The sequence below is a fragment of the Pseudarthrobacter albicanus genome, from assembly GCF_018224015.1.
Taxonomy (GTDB): Bacteria; Actinomycetota; Actinomycetes; order Actinomycetales; family Micrococcaceae; genus Arthrobacter; species Arthrobacter albicanus.
Map to the genome: position 1 here is coordinate 1 of NZ_JAGPOT010000025.1, position 14,535 is coordinate 14,535.

The 14,535-nt window shown below is 68.7% G+C and carries 10 protein-coding genes and 1 pseudogene; 2 read left to right on the top strand and 9 right to left on the bottom strand.

What is annotated here, in order from left to right:
* Window positions 1–228 precede the first annotated feature (228 nt).
* The 4 genes from tyrS to J9611_RS07425 form a co-directional block, all read right to left on the bottom strand.
* On the bottom strand, window positions 229–1,542 hold the full coding sequence (tyrS, locus tag J9611_RS07410; RefSeq protein ID WP_211878981.1) for a tyrosine--tRNA ligase: 1,314 nt from the start codon (window positions 1,540–1,542) through the stop codon (window positions 229–231).
* A gap of 42 nt (window positions 1,543–1,584) precedes the next feature.
* Window positions 1,585–3,813, bottom strand: a complete 2,229-nt coding sequence (locus tag J9611_RS07415) for a HelD family protein (RefSeq protein ID WP_211878983.1) — start codon at window positions 3,811–3,813, stop codon at window positions 1,585–1,587.
* A gap of 143 nt (window positions 3,814–3,956) precedes the next feature.
* Complete coding sequence (locus tag J9611_RS07420; RefSeq protein ID WP_211878985.1) at window positions 3,957–4,562, bottom strand: hypothetical protein; 606 nt, start codon at window positions 4,560–4,562, stop codon at window positions 3,957–3,959.
* Between the two features lie 54 nt (window positions 4,563–4,616).
* Window positions 4,617–5,267 (bottom strand): DNA-3-methyladenine glycosylase, encoded by a 651-nt coding sequence (locus tag J9611_RS07425; protein ID WP_211878987.1) that lies wholly within the window; start codon window positions 5,265–5,267, stop codon window positions 4,617–4,619.
* A gap of 102 nt (window positions 5,268–5,369) precedes the next feature.
* On the opposite strand from J9611_RS07425, the gene J9611_RS07430 reads away from it, so the two are divergent.
* Window positions 5,370–6,866: a DNA-3-methyladenine glycosylase 2 family protein gene (locus tag J9611_RS07430; protein WP_211878989.1), complete on the top strand. Its 1,497-nt coding sequence runs from the start codon at window positions 5,370–5,372 to the stop codon at window positions 6,864–6,866.
* Window positions 6,863–7,375, top strand: coding sequence for a methylated-DNA--[protein]-cysteine S-methyltransferase (locus J9611_RS07435; RefSeq protein WP_211878991.1), 513 nt, complete (start codon window positions 6,863–6,865; stop codon window positions 7,373–7,375). Before J9611_RS07430 ends, J9611_RS07435 begins: the two co-directional genes overlap by 4 nt.
* A 45-nt stretch (window positions 7,376–7,420) precedes the next feature.
* Here J9611_RS07435 and J9611_RS07440 read toward each other — a convergent pair whose 3' ends face one another.
* The 5 genes and pseudogenes from J9611_RS07440 to J9611_RS07460 all read right to left on the bottom strand — a co-directional run bounded on the left by J9611_RS07440 (window position 7,421) and on the right by J9611_RS07460 (window position 14,503).
* Complete coding sequence (locus J9611_RS07440; protein WP_211878993.1) at window positions 7,421–10,597, bottom strand: bifunctional cytochrome P450/NADPH--P450 reductase; 3,177 nt, start codon at window positions 10,595–10,597, stop codon at window positions 7,421–7,423.
* 153 nt (window positions 10,598–10,750) lie between these two features.
* Window positions 10,751–10,903 (bottom strand): annotated as a pseudogene (locus tag J9611_RS07445) (argininosuccinate lyase); the annotation flags it as partial.
* Window positions 10,904–10,956: 53 nt separating this feature from the next.
* Entirely contained in the window at window positions 10,957–11,694 is a 738-nt protein-coding gene (locus J9611_RS07450) for a maleylpyruvate isomerase family mycothiol-dependent enzyme (RefSeq protein ID WP_211878996.1), read from the bottom strand.
* Between the two features lie 160 nt (window positions 11,695–11,854).
* A complete protein-coding gene (gene argH, locus J9611_RS07455) occupies window positions 11,855–13,291 on the bottom strand; it encodes an argininosuccinate lyase (protein WP_211878998.1) in 1,437 nt (478 codons plus the stop codon).
* Window positions 13,292–13,297: 6 nt separating this feature from the next.
* Window positions 13,298–14,503 carry an argininosuccinate synthase gene (locus J9611_RS07460; RefSeq protein ID WP_211879000.1) on the bottom strand — a complete coding sequence of 402 codons (1,206 nt, stop codon included), beginning with the start codon at window positions 14,501–14,503 and terminating at the stop codon, window positions 13,298–13,300.
* Between the last annotated feature and the right edge of the window lie 32 nt (window positions 14,504–14,535).

Here is a 14,535-nt window from a genome sequence, read left to right on the forward strand (position 1 = left end):
ACTTTGCAAATCCGGGAAATTCTCCCGGAATTCACCCGGTGGAGTGAATCCGCCCAGCAAAACATGAAGCAATTTTCAATTCCGGCGTCCAGTGCCCGAAGAATTGCTTCACTTTTTTGATGGGGTTGGCCGCCACTCTCCGGTGGCGACTCAGAAAACAATACACGCCCCTCCCCCGCGCGGCAAATCGGGCGGGAAAGGAGCGTGGAGGAAGGTCCACGACTCAGCTCAGGGCTGGGAGACTTCCACGGTCGCAAGGTTTTTCTTGCCCCGGCGCAGCAGCAAATACCGTCCGTGCAACAGTTGGGCCGGCGCGATAACGGTCTCGGGATCGGACACCTTGGCGTTGTTCACGTAGGCGCCGCCCTCCCCCACGGTGCGCCGGGCCGCGGATTTGCTCTCCGACAGGCCGGAGGCCACCAGCAGTTCAATGATTCCCAGCGCGCCGGCGCCGACGCTCGCTGAGGGCAGTTCCGATGTCGCGGCCCTGAGGGTTGCCTCATCCAGCACGGTGAGGTCGCCGTTGCCGAACAACGCGGCCGACGCCGCGATGACCTTTTCCGTGGCGTCCACGCCGTGGACGAGCGAGGTCACTTCGTAGGCGAGCTTCCGCTGGCCCTCGCGGGCGAAGGGACGCTCGGCGACGGAAGCCTCAAGGGCCTCGATCTCCGCCCGGCTCAGGAAGGTGAAGACCTTCAGGCGGGCCGCGACGTCGGCGTCCGCCGTGTTGAGCCAGAACTGGTAGAAGGCGTAGGGGCTGCACATCTCCGGGTCCAGCCAGATCGCGTTGCCTTCGCTCTTGCCGAACTTGGTGCCGTCGGAATTGGTGATCAGGGGCGTACCCAGGGCATGGACGTGCTTGCCCTCGACCTTGCGGATAAGTTCGGTGCCGCTGGTCAGGTTGCCCCACTGGTCCGAGCCGCCGGTCTGCAGGACGCAGCCGTAGTCGCGGAAGAGCTGGAGGTAGTCCATGCCCTGCAGGATCTGGTAGCTGAACTCCGTGTAGCTGATGCCCTCGTCGGAGCCAAGGCGGGACGCGACGGCATCCTTGCGCAGCATGGTGCCGACACGGAAGTGCTTTCCGATCTCCCGCAGGAAGTCGATGGCGCTCAGCGGCGCGGTCCAGTCAAGGTTGTTGACCATCCGTGCGGCGTTGTCGCCCTCGAAGCTCAGGAAGCGACGGACCTGGGCCTGCAGATACCCCACCCACTCGTTAACCGTGTCCTTGGTGTTCAGGGTGCGCTCCGCCGTCGGGCGCGGGTCCCCGATCAGCCCGGTGGACCCGCCGACGAGTCCGAGCGGCTTGTGGCCGGCCAGCTGGATCCGGCGCATCAGCAGCAGCTGGACGAGGTTGCCCAGATGCAGGCTCGGCGCGGTGGGGTCGAAGCCGCAGTAGTATGTGGCAGGATCACCGGCAAGCAGCTTTTCCAGCTCCGCCTCGTCCGTGGAGACATGGACCAGGCCGCGCCATTTCAGCTCCTGCCAGACGTTGGCGAAGCTTCGGTCATTCTGCTGGGACTGGAGATTATTTAGCTGGGACACGGAATCTAAGTTAGCAGGATCGGGCCGGCGCAGGCGCGCGGCTCAGTCTTCGATCCCTGCCGGAACACCCGCGGCGGCAATGAGCCGCAGCCGCTGGGTGGGCCGGGTCATTGCCACGTACAGGTCACCGACGCGGCCGTGTTCATGGTTGAGCATCGCCGTCGGCTCCAGCACCACGACGCCGTCGAACTCCAGGCCCTTGGCCTCGCGGGGGCTGATCACCACGATGTCCTGCGCGTAGCTGCCGGCACCGGTGCCGACGCGGCGTCCGTAGACGGCGCGCAGCGCGGCCGTCGCCTCCGGGAGCAGCCCGCCGTCGGCGATCACGGCCAGGAGTCCGCCCTCGATCGCGTCCAGCTCGGCCGGCAGGACCTCAACGAGCTTGTTGACGATCTGGCCGGGCTCCACACGGTCGATGACCGGGGACCATTGGCCTTCACGGACCGCCTTGGGCGCCGAGACAACGAGCCCGGCCGCGTTGGCCATCCGGGCGGCAGCCTCGGCGATCTGGGACGGCGTGCGGTAATTGACGGTGAGCTCCTCCAGCTGCCAGCGGTCGCCGAACATCGGGGCCAGGGCGCCCTGCCAGGAATTGGCCCCGGCCACGGAACTCGTCTGCGCGATGTCCCCCACGATGGTGAAGGATTTCAGCGGGCAGCGGCGAACCAGGAGGCGCCACTGCATCGGCGAGAGTTCCTGGGCCTCATCCACCACGATGTGCCCGAAGGCCCAGCTGCGGTCGGTCGTGGCACGTTCGGCGGCGGTCAGCCGGGACACGCGCTCCTGGTTCTGGTCCACCAGGTCCTCGGCGGAGATGAGGACATCCACGCCGGCGGTTTCCATGTTGACCAGGGTCTGCTTGGCGTTGGCGAGATCGCGGGCACGGTCGTTTTCCTGCTGGGCCAGGCCGCGCCCGGCCGCGGGATCGAGTTCGCCGAGCAGTTCCGCGGCTTCATCGAGCAGCGGCACGTCGGACTCGGTCCACGGCGAATCGGCCGGCCGGAGCAGCAGGGCGCGCTCGGCCGGGGTGAGGTTGGGCGTGCAGGCTGCCAGGATGGCGGGATTGCTCAGGAGTTCCGCCACGAGCTTTTCCGGCGTCATCGGCATCCAGCACAGGTTCAGGGCAATGCGGACGTCGCGGGCGGACCGGACGTCCTCGGCCAGGTAGGAGCGGTCGGCGTTGTTGCCGATGCTGCCGGCTTCGACCAGCTCGGTCATCTGTTCGGTGAGTTCGCGCAGCAGGATCTTGACGAACGAAACCCGGGCCTCGTTGTGCGGTTTTCCGCTGGCGCGTGCCTTGTCCCGGGCCCGGCGGACCTGCCGCGGCGTCAGCACGAGCTTGCGTCCGTCCACTTCCAGGATCCGGTTTCCGGCGGGGATGCGCTGGCGCTGGGCGACGGCGTTGGCCACGACGTCCGCCATGTCCAGCCGGCCCTTGATCGCGGCGACGGACGATTCCGGTTCCGCGACAGCATGGATGCCGGGCATCAGGCGGCCCAGGCTCGCCATCACCACGCCGGTCTCGCCGAGGGAGGGCAAGACGCGTTCGATGTAATTCATGAACGACGACGTCGGGCCGACCAGCAGCACGCCGGCGGTCTTGAGGCGGTCCCGGTGGGTGTAGAGCAGGTACGCGGCGCGGTGCAGCGCGACGGCGGTCTTGCCCGTGCCGGGGCCGCCCTGGACCACGAGGGCACCGGAAATGGAGGAGCGGATGATGCGGTCCTGCTCGGACTGGATGGTGCCGACGATGTCGGACATGCGCCCGGTGCGCTTGGAGTTCAGCGCGGCCAGCAGCGCCCCTTCGCCCTGGAGCGAGTCCTTGTCGGCGAGCATGTCGGCATCGAGCACGTCATCCTCGATGGCCTTGACCTCGCGACCCTGCAGGATGAGGTGCCGGCGGCGGCGCACGCCCTGCCGGTCGAATGCGGTGGCCTGGTAGAAGTGGCCGGCTTCGGGCGCCCGCCAGTCGATCATGAGCCGCTGGAGGTCCTCGGTGGTCAGGCCGATGCGGCCGATGTACTGGGCTTCCCCGGAGTCAAGGTCCAGCCGGCCGAACACGAGGCGGTCGTCGACGGCGTCGAGCTGCGCCAGGCGGTCCTCATAGAGCGCCGCGAAGGCGTCGCGTTCGGACACATTCTGCATGGTGCCGACCGCGCCGGCACGCCGCACCTGGGCCAGCTGGGCGCGCTTTTCCGCCCGCAACTCATCCAGCCGGGCGTAGAGTCCGGCCACATAGTCGCGTTCATGCGCCAAATCAGCGTCGTGCATCGAAAGTTCCCCTATCGAATAAAAGACCGACCGTCCATTCTACAACCATTTCGGCGGACGATTGTGAAACGTGTCAGGCATTGTACCGATACGGCCGGAATGGTCCAGTTAAACGTGCAGCAGGGCGTGGGCGCGGTGTCCGCTCAAGGCCTCAGGGCCGGTGAAGGCCCGGCGTCGTCGGGCGGCACGCCTGGAGACCGCAGCAGTTCATTCGCGAGCCCGTACCGGACCACGTCGAGCGCTTTCCGGAGCGCGTGCTCCGCGTCGAACCGGCTGGCCGCCGCGGTACTCAGCCGGGAGTAGTCGTCCGCCCATTCGGAACGGTGGAACCTGTCGGCGTCGCCATGCAGGAGGCGTCCATAGAGGACATCCTCGAAAAGGTCGTGCCCCTCCGGAGCCGGTCCCGCCGTCACAGGTTGACGCCCCTGGACCATCTCGGCGGTGAACAGACCGGCCACTGCTTCCGTCCCCTCCGCCACCTTGCGGTCCACCGTGTAATTGCAGAGGCGGAGGGCCCGAACGACGAGCTTGAGCGACACGTGTTCATCACGAACAATGAATTTACGCAGTAGGGCGGCGCGGAAGAGCTCCAGCCAGTGCCGCCGCTCCCCCTCGACGGCGCCGGCCGGCGCCGGGGGTTCATCCGGTGTGAACAGCTCAACCATCCGGAAATACTCGGTGGCCAGCTTCTCGAAAATCCGGAGCCTGTCCAGCTCGCTTGTCGGCTTCCCTCGTTTACCCTCGCCCATAAGAGTTCATCATCCCCCAGCCGCGGGTGCCGGGGCATCCGGTTGCGGCTCCAGTTACGCGGTGCGCGCTTTCGCCGCTTTGTAGCGGGACACGGTCGGATCGCCGGTCAGCCAGAAACGCCAGGGATAGTCGTCCGTGCCGCCGTCGCCGGCGACCCCGACGCGCGGCCCAGAGCTGATGCCGGACGCCGGCACCTGCGCCAGCTCCAGCCGGAACGGTGCGCCGAGCGCGTCCCGCCCGCTGTCCGCCCTCGTGAGTCCGAGCGCTGTGGCGAGCCGCGCGGGGCCGCTCGCCAGGTCCTTGGGGGATTTCGACGTCGGCCGCCTGGCCAGTGCCAGGCGGTGCCCGGCGACGACCTCCCCGGCCCGCAGCAGCAGGGCCGACGCCACGCCGTCCGGGCCGCACACGATGTTGGCGCAGTGGTGCATCCCGTAGGTGAAGTACACGTACAGGTGGCCGGCGGGGCCGAACATCGGCGCATTGCGGGCCGTCGGGCCCCGGAAGGTATGGGATCCGGGATCGGGGTGCAGCGAGTCATGGGGTCCCAGATAGGCCTCGACCTCGGTGATCCGTACCGACACCGGGCCCTCCCGTCCCTCGTGCGTCAGCACCGCGCCGAGCAGCAGCGGTGCCACCTGACGGGGATCCCCGGACAGGAGCCGCCGCAGCGGTGCGCTGCCCTTCTGCCCGGGGTGCAAAGTCATGCTCCGACTTTAACAAACCTGCCGTGACGGGGCACCATTCCCTCCACGGCCGTGTCCGATTTCCGCTAGCAGCGGGGCGGGGGAAGCTGAGAGGATGAAGCCATGGACTTCTGGCAGCGCTACCGGGCAATCGATGCCCGGGACCCCCGGTTCGACGGGCAGTTCTACACGGCTGTCCGCACGACGGGCATCTACTGCCGGCCCTCCTGCCCCGCCCGGACACCGAAGGCGGGCAACGTCACGTTCTACGAGACCTCCGCAGCCGCCCATGAGGCCGGCTACCGGGCGTGCAAGCGCTGCCTGCCCGAGGCCGTGCCCGGCACGCCGGCGTGGAACCTCCGCTCGGACCTCGCCGGCCGGGCCATGCGGCTGATCAATGACGGCGTGATCAACCGCGACGGCGTGGAAGGGCTGGCGTCCCGGCTCGGCTATTCCTCACGCCAGCTCAACCGGATCCTCAGCCACGAACTCGGCGCCGGCCCGCTGTCCCTGGCCCGGGCGAGCCGCGCCCAGACCGCGCGGACCCTGCTCGTCTCCACCGGGATGAAGGTGGCCGACATCGCGTTCGCCGCCGGGTTCAGCAGCGTCCGCCAGTTCAACGAGACCATCGGCGAGGTCTTCGCCATGACGCCCTCGGCGCTGCGGGCCACGGCACACCACCGGACTCCCGCGTCCTCCACGGCGCTGACGCTGAACCTGCCGTACCGTGAGCCGTTCGATCCGGGCGTGTTCGATTTCCTGGCGGTCCGCGCCCTCCCGGGGATCGAGGCCGGGACCTCCACCTCGTATGCGCGGACCATGCGGCTGGCCCACGGCGACGCCCGCTTCCGGGTGGAGTACGACGCCGCCGCGCCCGGGCGCCCGCTGGTGCTCACTATCGGTGCCGTGGATCTGCGGGACCTGGCGCCGCTGCTCAGCCGGGTCCGCCGGCTGCTGGACCTCGACGCCGACCCCGTCGCGATCGACGCCGCCCTCGCGGCCGATCCCCGGCTGGCGGCCAGCGTGGCGCGCACCCCCGGGATGCGGATGCCGGGCGCGGTGGACCCGCAGGAACTGCTGGTCCGGGCGATGATCGGGCAGCAGGTCACCGTGGCGGCCGCCCGCACGGCGCTGGTCCGGCTGTCCGCGGCCGGGACCGCGAGCGCCGTCCCGGCTGACGGGCTGCACCGGCTGTTCCCCACCGCGGCACAGATTGCGCAGACCGGTTTCGGGCTGCTCCGGGGCCCGCAGCGCCGCATCGACTCGGTCCGCGCGGCCGCGGAGGCGATGGCGTCGGGGGACCTCGACTTCGGCTACGGCGACGACCTGCCCGGGCTGGGGGCAAAGCTCCTGCCCCTGGCCGGCGTCGGGCCGTGGACGGTGGGGTATGTCGCGATGCGGGTCATCGGGGCCCCGGACGTCTTCCTCGCCAACGACGCCGCGGTGCGCAACGGCATCCGCTCGCTCGCCCGCGAGCTCGACGGCGGCACCCTGAGCCCTGATTTCCGTGAACTCAGCCCGTGGCGCTCCTACGCCACCATGCACCTCTGGCGCGCGGCAGCGCAGGCCGCGCGATCCACCACCCGCGCCCAGACTCCCACGAAGGAAGCGAAGAAATGAAAGCCCAGCTGTTGACCATGTCCACCCCGGACGGCCCGTTCACCATCATTGCCAGGGACGGCGCGGTGCTGGCGTCCGGCTGGACCGCGGTTCCGGGCGAACTGACCGGCCAGATCCACCCGGAGCTGTTGCCCGGGTCGTATGAGCCCGTCATGGACCTCGGCTCCGTCTCGGCGGCCGTGGAGGAGTTCTATGCCGGCAATCCGGGCCCGGCCATGGAGGTGCCGGTGCTGCAGAAGTCGGGCCCGTTCCGCAGCCATGCCTGGGACACGCTGCGGACCGTGGTGCCCGGGAGTCCGGTGACGTATGCGGAGTACGCGGCGCTGTCCGGGAACCCGAAGGCGGTCCGTGCCGCGGCGGGTGCCTGCGCCTTCAACGCCGCCGCCCTGTTTGTCCCGTGCCACCGCGTGATCCGCACCGACGGCACGCTGGGCGGCTTCCGCTGGGGGATCGCCATCAAGGAGAGCCTGCTGGACCGCGAACACGCGCTGGCACTGGCCCTGAAGTAGGGGGAACCGCCAGCGATCGTGCGGATGGCTTCCGCGCGGGCATCTTCACGTGAAGATGTCTGCCACGTACCTGCCATGGGTGCGCTCCACCTCATCCATCCACGCGTCTGCGTCCTCTTCAGAGGCGCCGGTCGCCTCCCGGTAGATGCGTGCGCACGTGTCGCGGACCTGCGGCGCCATGTTCTTGCCGTCGCCGCAGACGTAGAACGTGGCGCCCTGTTTGACCAGTTCGACGACGTCGGCCCGGTCTGCCCAGAGCCGATCCTGGACGTACTTCCGGCCGTCTTCGGGTGCGGTGGAAAAGACCGGCCGGAGGTCGAGGTTGGCTTGGCCTGCCCAGGCTGCAAGTTCCGCGTGGTAGAGGAAGCCGGTGTCCGGGGCCCGGCAGCCGAAGAACAACAGGGCAGGCGCCGGCATCACCCCCTCGGCCTCGGCCCGCAGCGCCCGGTCCTGGACGAATCCGCGGAAGGGCGCCAGCCCGGTCCCGGCGCACACCATGATCAGCGGAACACCCAGGGACTGGGGCGGGTGGAAAGCCGCATTCGAGGGGCGAACCGTGACCGCGATCCTTGACCCGGGCCTGGCCTGGGCGAGATAGGTGGAAGAGGCGCCTTCGAAGATGCCGCGGCCCGACCACGCCGGTTCCTGGATGACGGCGAAGGTCAGGGTCGCATGGTCCGGGCTCCAGAGCGGGGACGAGGAGATGGAGTAGCGCCGAGGGGTCAGCTGGGTCAGCAGCTGCAGGAACGAGGTGAACGACAGCTGGCATGACGGATACGTTTCCAGCAGGTCCAGGACAGAGACGCGCTTGTCGAGGATCTCGGCCGCATGGCGCCCGCGGTCCTGCGCCAGGGCCTCAAGTTCCCCGCGGTGGGCAGGATCCGCCGCGACGTCGGCCAGTTGCTCGAGCTGGGTGCGTGTGGCTGGGGCTGCGAGCTCGAGGTAACTGCTCAGCAGTTCGCCCACGGCCACGGGCGTGCCGGTGGGCAGGAACGTGTCTCCCCGCTCCATGCTCAACAGGACGTGCGAGTCGTAGTCGAGGTTGAAACGGGACAGGGCCCGCTGCACAGGTTCGCTGGGATTCAGCGGCAGCACGGCCAGGTAGTCGCCGGTCCGGTAGCTCATCCCTGCGGGCAGGGCGATCTCGACGTGCCGCTTGGACCGGGCGCCGGGCTTGGCCAGATCGACCAGTTCCCGGTTCGCGACGACGGTACCGAGTGCCAGCCCGTTCTGGCGCAGCAGCGGGTCCCGGACGTTGCCCACGAACTGGATTTCAAGCTGGGGCTGCCCGGCCGGGGAGCTGGTACTCTGCCCGAGCGCGGCGTCCACGGCGGGCCAGAATCCCGCGTACCACTCTTCGAAATCGCCGAAGAAGTCGCCGCGGGCATTGGCCTCGCCCCGGGCGTAGATCCGCACGGCGCCGGCGGCCTCGAGCCGGGCGTCGATGGCCTTGGGCACCTCCTGGTAGGTGCGGGCCCAGTCCTTGTTGCCGTTGCCGAAGACCGTGTACAGCACCCCGGCGAGGTTGCCCGGCTGCAGGCCCTCGGTCCAGGTCATGAATTTCCGGGCATTGTCCGGCGGCTGCCCCTCGTAGGAGGAGGCCACGATGGTGACGAGCCCCTCCGTCGGCAGTCCGCCGGCTGCCTCGTCGAGCGGACCGATGGCGGGGCTGTAGCCGCGCCGTCCGGCGTCGTTGGCAATGCGCTGGGCGAAGTCCTTGGAGGTGCCCGCATTGGAACCGTAGAGCACACGGAGCGGGACGCCGTTGGCGGCTGCAGCGGCCGGCGCTTCCGCCTCCCGGGCAAGTTCGACGGCGGTCCGGCCGGCCGCTTTGATCCTGACGTCCCGCCGTCGCACATGGATGAACAGCCCTTCGGGCTTCATCGTAAGGGTGTGCCTGATCTGCAGTTCATAGCCGGGGTCCGCCGATGTGATGTCGAAGCGCTGCAGGAGCTTGGCCAGGAACAGCATGGCCTCCTGCAGGGCAAATCCCCGGCCGATGCAGGAACGCTGCCCGTTGCCGAAGGGCTTCCACGCATTGGCCGGGATTGCCGCGGCCCGTTCCGGGGAGAACCGGTCCGGCTCGAAGATCCCGGCGTCCTCGCCCCACGCCGACCTGTCCCGGTGCAGCTGCGGAATCAGGACCAGGATGGGCTGGCCCGCGCGGACCTCGTAGCGGCCGCCGAGCGTCGTGTCCTCGTACGGAGCGACGTTGAACGCCGGAGCCGTGGGCCACAGCCGCAGCGTTTCCTTGAGGATCTGGTCCAGGTAGCCCAGCCGGGGCAGATGCTCGAACCTGGCGCTTTCGGTGCCGAGGACCTCGTCCACCTGGGCGCGCGCCTTGGCCAGGACTCCCGGATGGCGCAGCAGTTCGTAGAGCGCAAAGGACAGCAGGCCGCTGGTGGTCTCATGCCCGGCAATCAGGAAGGTGACCATCTGATAGCGGATGTTTTCCTCGGATAAACGCTCACCCGTCACCGGGTCCGCCGCGCTGAGCATGGTGTCCAGGATATCCTCGCTGCCCGCCGGGCTGGGATTGCGCCGCCGGTCGCTGATGATCTGCTCGGCGACCTCGAACATCAGGGCATTGTCGTCCTCGAGCTGGTGCCGTCGGCGCAGCATGATCTTGTTCTGCACCGGGAGCCTGCGCGAGCGATCCCTGGACTCGACGAGGGCGCGGACCATGGCCCCGATGAAGGGGTGCATCTCTTCCCGGTAGAGACTGTTGAACCGGTAGCTGAACGAGCACAGGGCGATGGTGTCCAGCGCCAGGCGGGTGGTGTTGTCCGGAACGTCGATCCGGGCCGCGGGACCGAGCCTCTCCCACTTGAGCAGCAGCTGCTCGACGATGTCGTCCATGCCCACGAACATCCGCTTCAGGGCTGCCGGCCCGAACGCCGGCATCAGGATCCGGTGCGCCTTTTGCCAGTTGGGTTCCTGGGTTTCCGCGGTGAACAGGCCGTCGCCGGCGAATTGCCGCACCTCCCGAAGGGCAATGCCGAGCACCTTGCCGAAACGGGATTCGTCGCACACCTCGTTGACGAGCTCCTGGGAGGAGACGGCGACGACGCTGCGGTTGAAGAACTGGATGCGGACAATGGGGCCGTACTGCTCGGCCACCTCCACCAGCCCCAGGACTCCCTTGCTGGAGTCGATATCGGGCAAATTGCCGACCACCGGCCGCGGAGGAGGCTGGGGTATGGGGACGCTGGGCGAAGGCATCGGCCCTCCTAGGCGGTCGCGGATCGACACTTGTGAGCGCTATTGCTGCCTGGCCGGATGAGACTGTCCGGCCTGCATCCACGATACTCCGGTCACATCCCGGGCACTATGGGTCTGGCGGCGTCCCGGATGCCTCTCGAGCATGCTCCAGAACTCGGCATCGAGGGCCAGCAGCTGGCGTTCGACGGCGGCCGGTGCCGTGCCGCCCTGCGAGTTACGGCTGTTGAGCGAGCCTTCGGTGGACAGGACCGTGCGGACCTCCGGCGTCAGGTGCCCCGAGATGGCGGCGTATTCCTCATCCGTCAGGTGGACCGGGAACACGCACAGGCACCCGCCCTGACGTGAGCTAAGGACGGGTCCTAGTTGTTGACCGGCAACCCGGCCGGCCACGGCAGCAACGCGGGGAGGTCGACGCCGTCGGCCGCCGCGGTGGCACGCAGGCTCCCGAGGGACGGCGTGCGGCCGGCAAGCCACGCTGCGATGTCCGTCAGCATCCCGCTGATCACCGTCGACTGGCCGCCGCTGCCGATGGCCACGGCCGGCAGTCCGAGCGGTTGCAGCACGAGCTTCTGCCCCTCGGGGACCCGGGCGGACAGGAAGTCGAAGAGGTGCTCGCAGAACGGCCGGTTCCAGGTTTCCGGACCACGGCCGGTGCCGAGGTCCGTGGCGTGGATGACGAGTTCACGCCAGAGGGCCAGGCCGCCGTCGAACACGACTCCCCTGCGGTAGGTGATGGGCTCGTGCCAGCCGGCGGCATCAAGTTCCCCGAAGGCGCGCAGGGCCCGTTCCAGGGCTGCGTCCACGGCGGCGCGGTGTTCCGCGAGGCTGTGTCCGGCGGTCATCTCGATGGCCCGGGTGCGGCCCTCGAACCCGCCGTCGTACAGCTCGATTCTTTCGCCGCGGACGGCGTATTCCAGCTGCCGGGCCATCGCGTTGGCGATCCCGCTGATGTGGGCCAGAACGTGGCCGCGGGTCCAGCCCGGCAGTTCCGACGGCGCCTTGACGTCCTGCTCCGTCAATTTGGCGGCAATTGCGGCCACGACGTCGGCGGACCGGCGAAGTTCTTCCAGCAGCTTTTCTGGTGTGATGTCGGTCATGGCGCCCATCCTAGCGGAGGGCGGACGAACGCGGGATGGCTCCCCACCCGCACCCTAACCTCGCAAGTCCCCACCGGCTCCCAGCCTTCGCAAGCTCAGGCGTGGGCCCCCGGCCAGGGAACCCTGCGGGCGTGGGCCCCCTGGCCGAGCCGGGGTACAGCTACCCTGCGTACCCGCGCACGGCCGCAAGCTCGGCGTCGAGGGCCAGCAGCTGGCGTTCGACGGCGGCCGGTGCCGTGCCGCCCTGCGAGTTACGGCTGTTGAGCGAGCCTTCGGTGGACAGGACCGTGCGGACCTCCGGCGTCAGGTGCCCCGAGATGGCGGCGTATTCCTCATCCGTCAGGTCCCAGAGTTCGACGCCGCGGCTTTCGGCCTGCTTCACCGCGGCGCCGGAGAGCTCATGGGCCTCACGGAACGGCACGCCCTGGCGGACGAGCCATTCGGCGATGTCCGTGGCCAGCGCGAAGCCCTGCGGTGCCAGCGATTCCATCCGTTCGGTGTTGAACGTCAGCGTCGCGATCATGCCGGAGACCGCCGGGAGCAGGACCTCCAGCGTGTCGGCGGCGTCGAACACCGGCTCCTTGTCCTCCTGCAGGTCGCGGTTGTACGCGAGCGGCAGGCCCTTCAGCGTCGCCAGGAGCCCGGTCAGGTTGCCGATCAGCCGGCCGGCCTTGCCGCGCGCCAGCTCGGCCACGTCCGGGTTCTTCTTCTGCGGCATGATCGAGGAACCGGTGGAGTAGGAATCGTGCAGGGTGACGAAGGAGAACTCCTTCGTGGCCCACAGGATCACCTCCTCCGAGACCCGGGACAGGTCGACGCCGATCATGGCCGTGATCCACGCGAACTCGGCGAAGACGTCGCGGGAGGCGGTGCCGTCGATCGAGTTGTGCGTGGCCGAGAAGAAGCCCAGTTCCGCCGCGACGGCCTCCGGATCCAGGCCCAGCGAGGAGCCGGCGAGGGCGCCGGAACCGTAGGGTGAGATTCCGGCGCGTTTGTCCCAGTCCTGGAACCGCTGCACATCGCGCAACAGCGCCCAGGCGTGGGCCAGCAGGTGGTGGCTGAGCAGGACCGGCTGGGCGTGCTGGAGGTGGGTGCGGCCGGGCATGGCCACGCCGCGGTGTTCCCTGGCCTGGCCGATCAGCGCATCGATGGTGGCGAGGACGCCGCGGGCGATGATCCGGGCGTGGTCGCGCAGGAACATCCGGCCGAGGGTGGCCACCTGGTCGTTGCGTGACCGTCCTGCCCGGAGCTTGCCGCCGAGCTGGGTGCCGGCCCGTTCGATGAGCCCGCGTTCCAGCGATCCGTGGACGTCCTCGTCGGACTCTACCGGCGTGTACGCGCCCGAGGCGACGTCCTCGTCCAGCCGGGTCAGGGCGGCGAGCATGCCTTCGAGTTCGGCGTCGTCCAGCAGCCCGGCCTTGTGCAGCACGCGGGCATGCGCCTGGGACCCGGCAATGTCGTACCGGGCCAGCCTCCAGTCAAAGTGCGTCGACTTGCTCAGGGCCGCGAGGGCGTCCGCCGGGCCGCCGGCGAACCGGCCGCCCCACAGGGCACCGGTGTTCGTCGCTGATTTCGGGGTTTCGACAGGCTCAACCACCGATTTTTACTTTCCCGCGACGCGGATATCGCGGCCGGAGGCAACCTTGGCGGACATGCCCCACAGCTCGATGAAGCCGCGCGCCATCGACTGGTCGAAGGTGTCCCCGGTGTCGTACGTGGCGAGGTCGAAGTCGTAGAGCGAGGTTTCGGAGCGGCGCCCGTTGACGATCGCCTGGCCGCCATGCAGCACCATGCGGATGTCGCCGGTGACGTAGCGCTGCGTGTCCTCGATGAACGCGTCGAGGGAGCGCTTGAGCGGGGAGAACCACTGTCCGTCGTAGACCAGCTCGGCCCAGCGCTGGCCGACGTTGGCCTTGAAGCGTGCCTGCTCGCGCTCGATGGTGATGTCCTCGAGGTGCTTGTGCGCCGTGATCAGCGCCATGGCGCCCGGGGCTTCGTAGATTTCGCGGGACTTGATGCCGACGAGGCGGTCCTCGACGACGTCGATCCGGCCGACGCCCTGGGCGCCGGCGCGGCGGTTGAGTTCCTTGATGGCCTGCAGCGGGGTGACCCTGACGCCGTCGATCGCTACGGGCACGCCGGCTTCGAAGGAAATGGTGACCTCGTCCGGGGCCGGCGGGAACTCCGGGGTGGCGGTGTAGTCGTAGATGTCCTTGGTGGGGGCGTTCCAGATGTCCTCGAGGTAGCCGGTCTCGACGGCGCGGCCCCAGACGTTCTGGTCGATCGAGTACGGGTTCTTCTTGGTGGTCTCGATCGGCAGTCCCTTTTCCTCGGCGAAGGCGATGGCCTTGTCGCGGGTCAGGGCGAGGTCGCGGACCGGGGCGATGCACTTCAGGTCCGGGCCCAGGGTCTGGATGCCGACTTCGAAGCGGACCTGGTCGTTGCCCTTGCCGGTGCAGCCGTGGGCGACAGTGGTGGCGCCGAATTCGCGGGCGGCCTTGACCAGGTGCTTGACGATCACCGGGCGGGAGATGGCGGAGACCAGCGGGTAGTGGCCCTGGTAGAGGGCGTTGGCCTTCAGCGTGGGCATGCAGTACTCGTTGGCGAACTCGTCGCTGGCGTCGGCCACGTAGGCCTCGACGGCGCCGCAGCCCAGGGCACGCTGGCGGATGGTCTCCAGGGACTCGCCGCCCTGTCCGACGTCGACCGCCACGGCGATGACCTCGGCGCCGGTGGCTTCACCGATCCAGCCGATGGCTACGGAAGTATCGAGGCCACCGGAGTAGGCCAGCACAATACGCTCAGTCACGGAAATGCTCCTTAGTTGTTTGGTTGTTGGTT

What these genes read in the sequence shown, in the direction of transcription:
- J9611_RS07415 (WP_211878983.1), bottom strand. Translation starts at nt 3,813, where the DNA reads ATGCACGACGCTGATTTGGCGCATGAACGCGACTATGTGGCCGGACTC.
- J9611_RS07420 (WP_211878985.1), bottom strand. Translation starts at nt 4,562, where the DNA reads ATGGGCGAGGGTAAACGAGGGAAGCCGACAAGCGAGCTGGACAGGCTC.
- J9611_RS07425 (WP_211878987.1), bottom strand. Translation starts at nt 5,267, where the DNA reads ATGACTTTGCACCCCGGGCAGAAGGGCAGCGCACCGCTGCGGCGGCTC.
- J9611_RS07430 (WP_211878989.1), top strand. Translation starts at nt 5,370, where the DNA reads ATGGACTTCTGGCAGCGCTACCGGGCAATCGATGCCCGGGACCCCCGG.
- J9611_RS07435 (WP_211878991.1), top strand. Translation starts at nt 6,863, where the DNA reads ATGAAAGCCCAGCTGTTGACCATGTCCACCCCGGACGGCCCGTTCACC.
- J9611_RS07440 (WP_211878993.1), bottom strand. Translation starts at nt 10,597, where the DNA reads ATGCCTTCGCCCAGCGTCCCCATACCCCAGCCTCCTCCGCGGCCGGTG.
- J9611_RS07450 (WP_211878996.1), bottom strand. Translation starts at nt 11,694, where the DNA reads ATGACCGACATCACACCAGAAAAGCTGCTGGAAGAACTTCGCCGGTCC.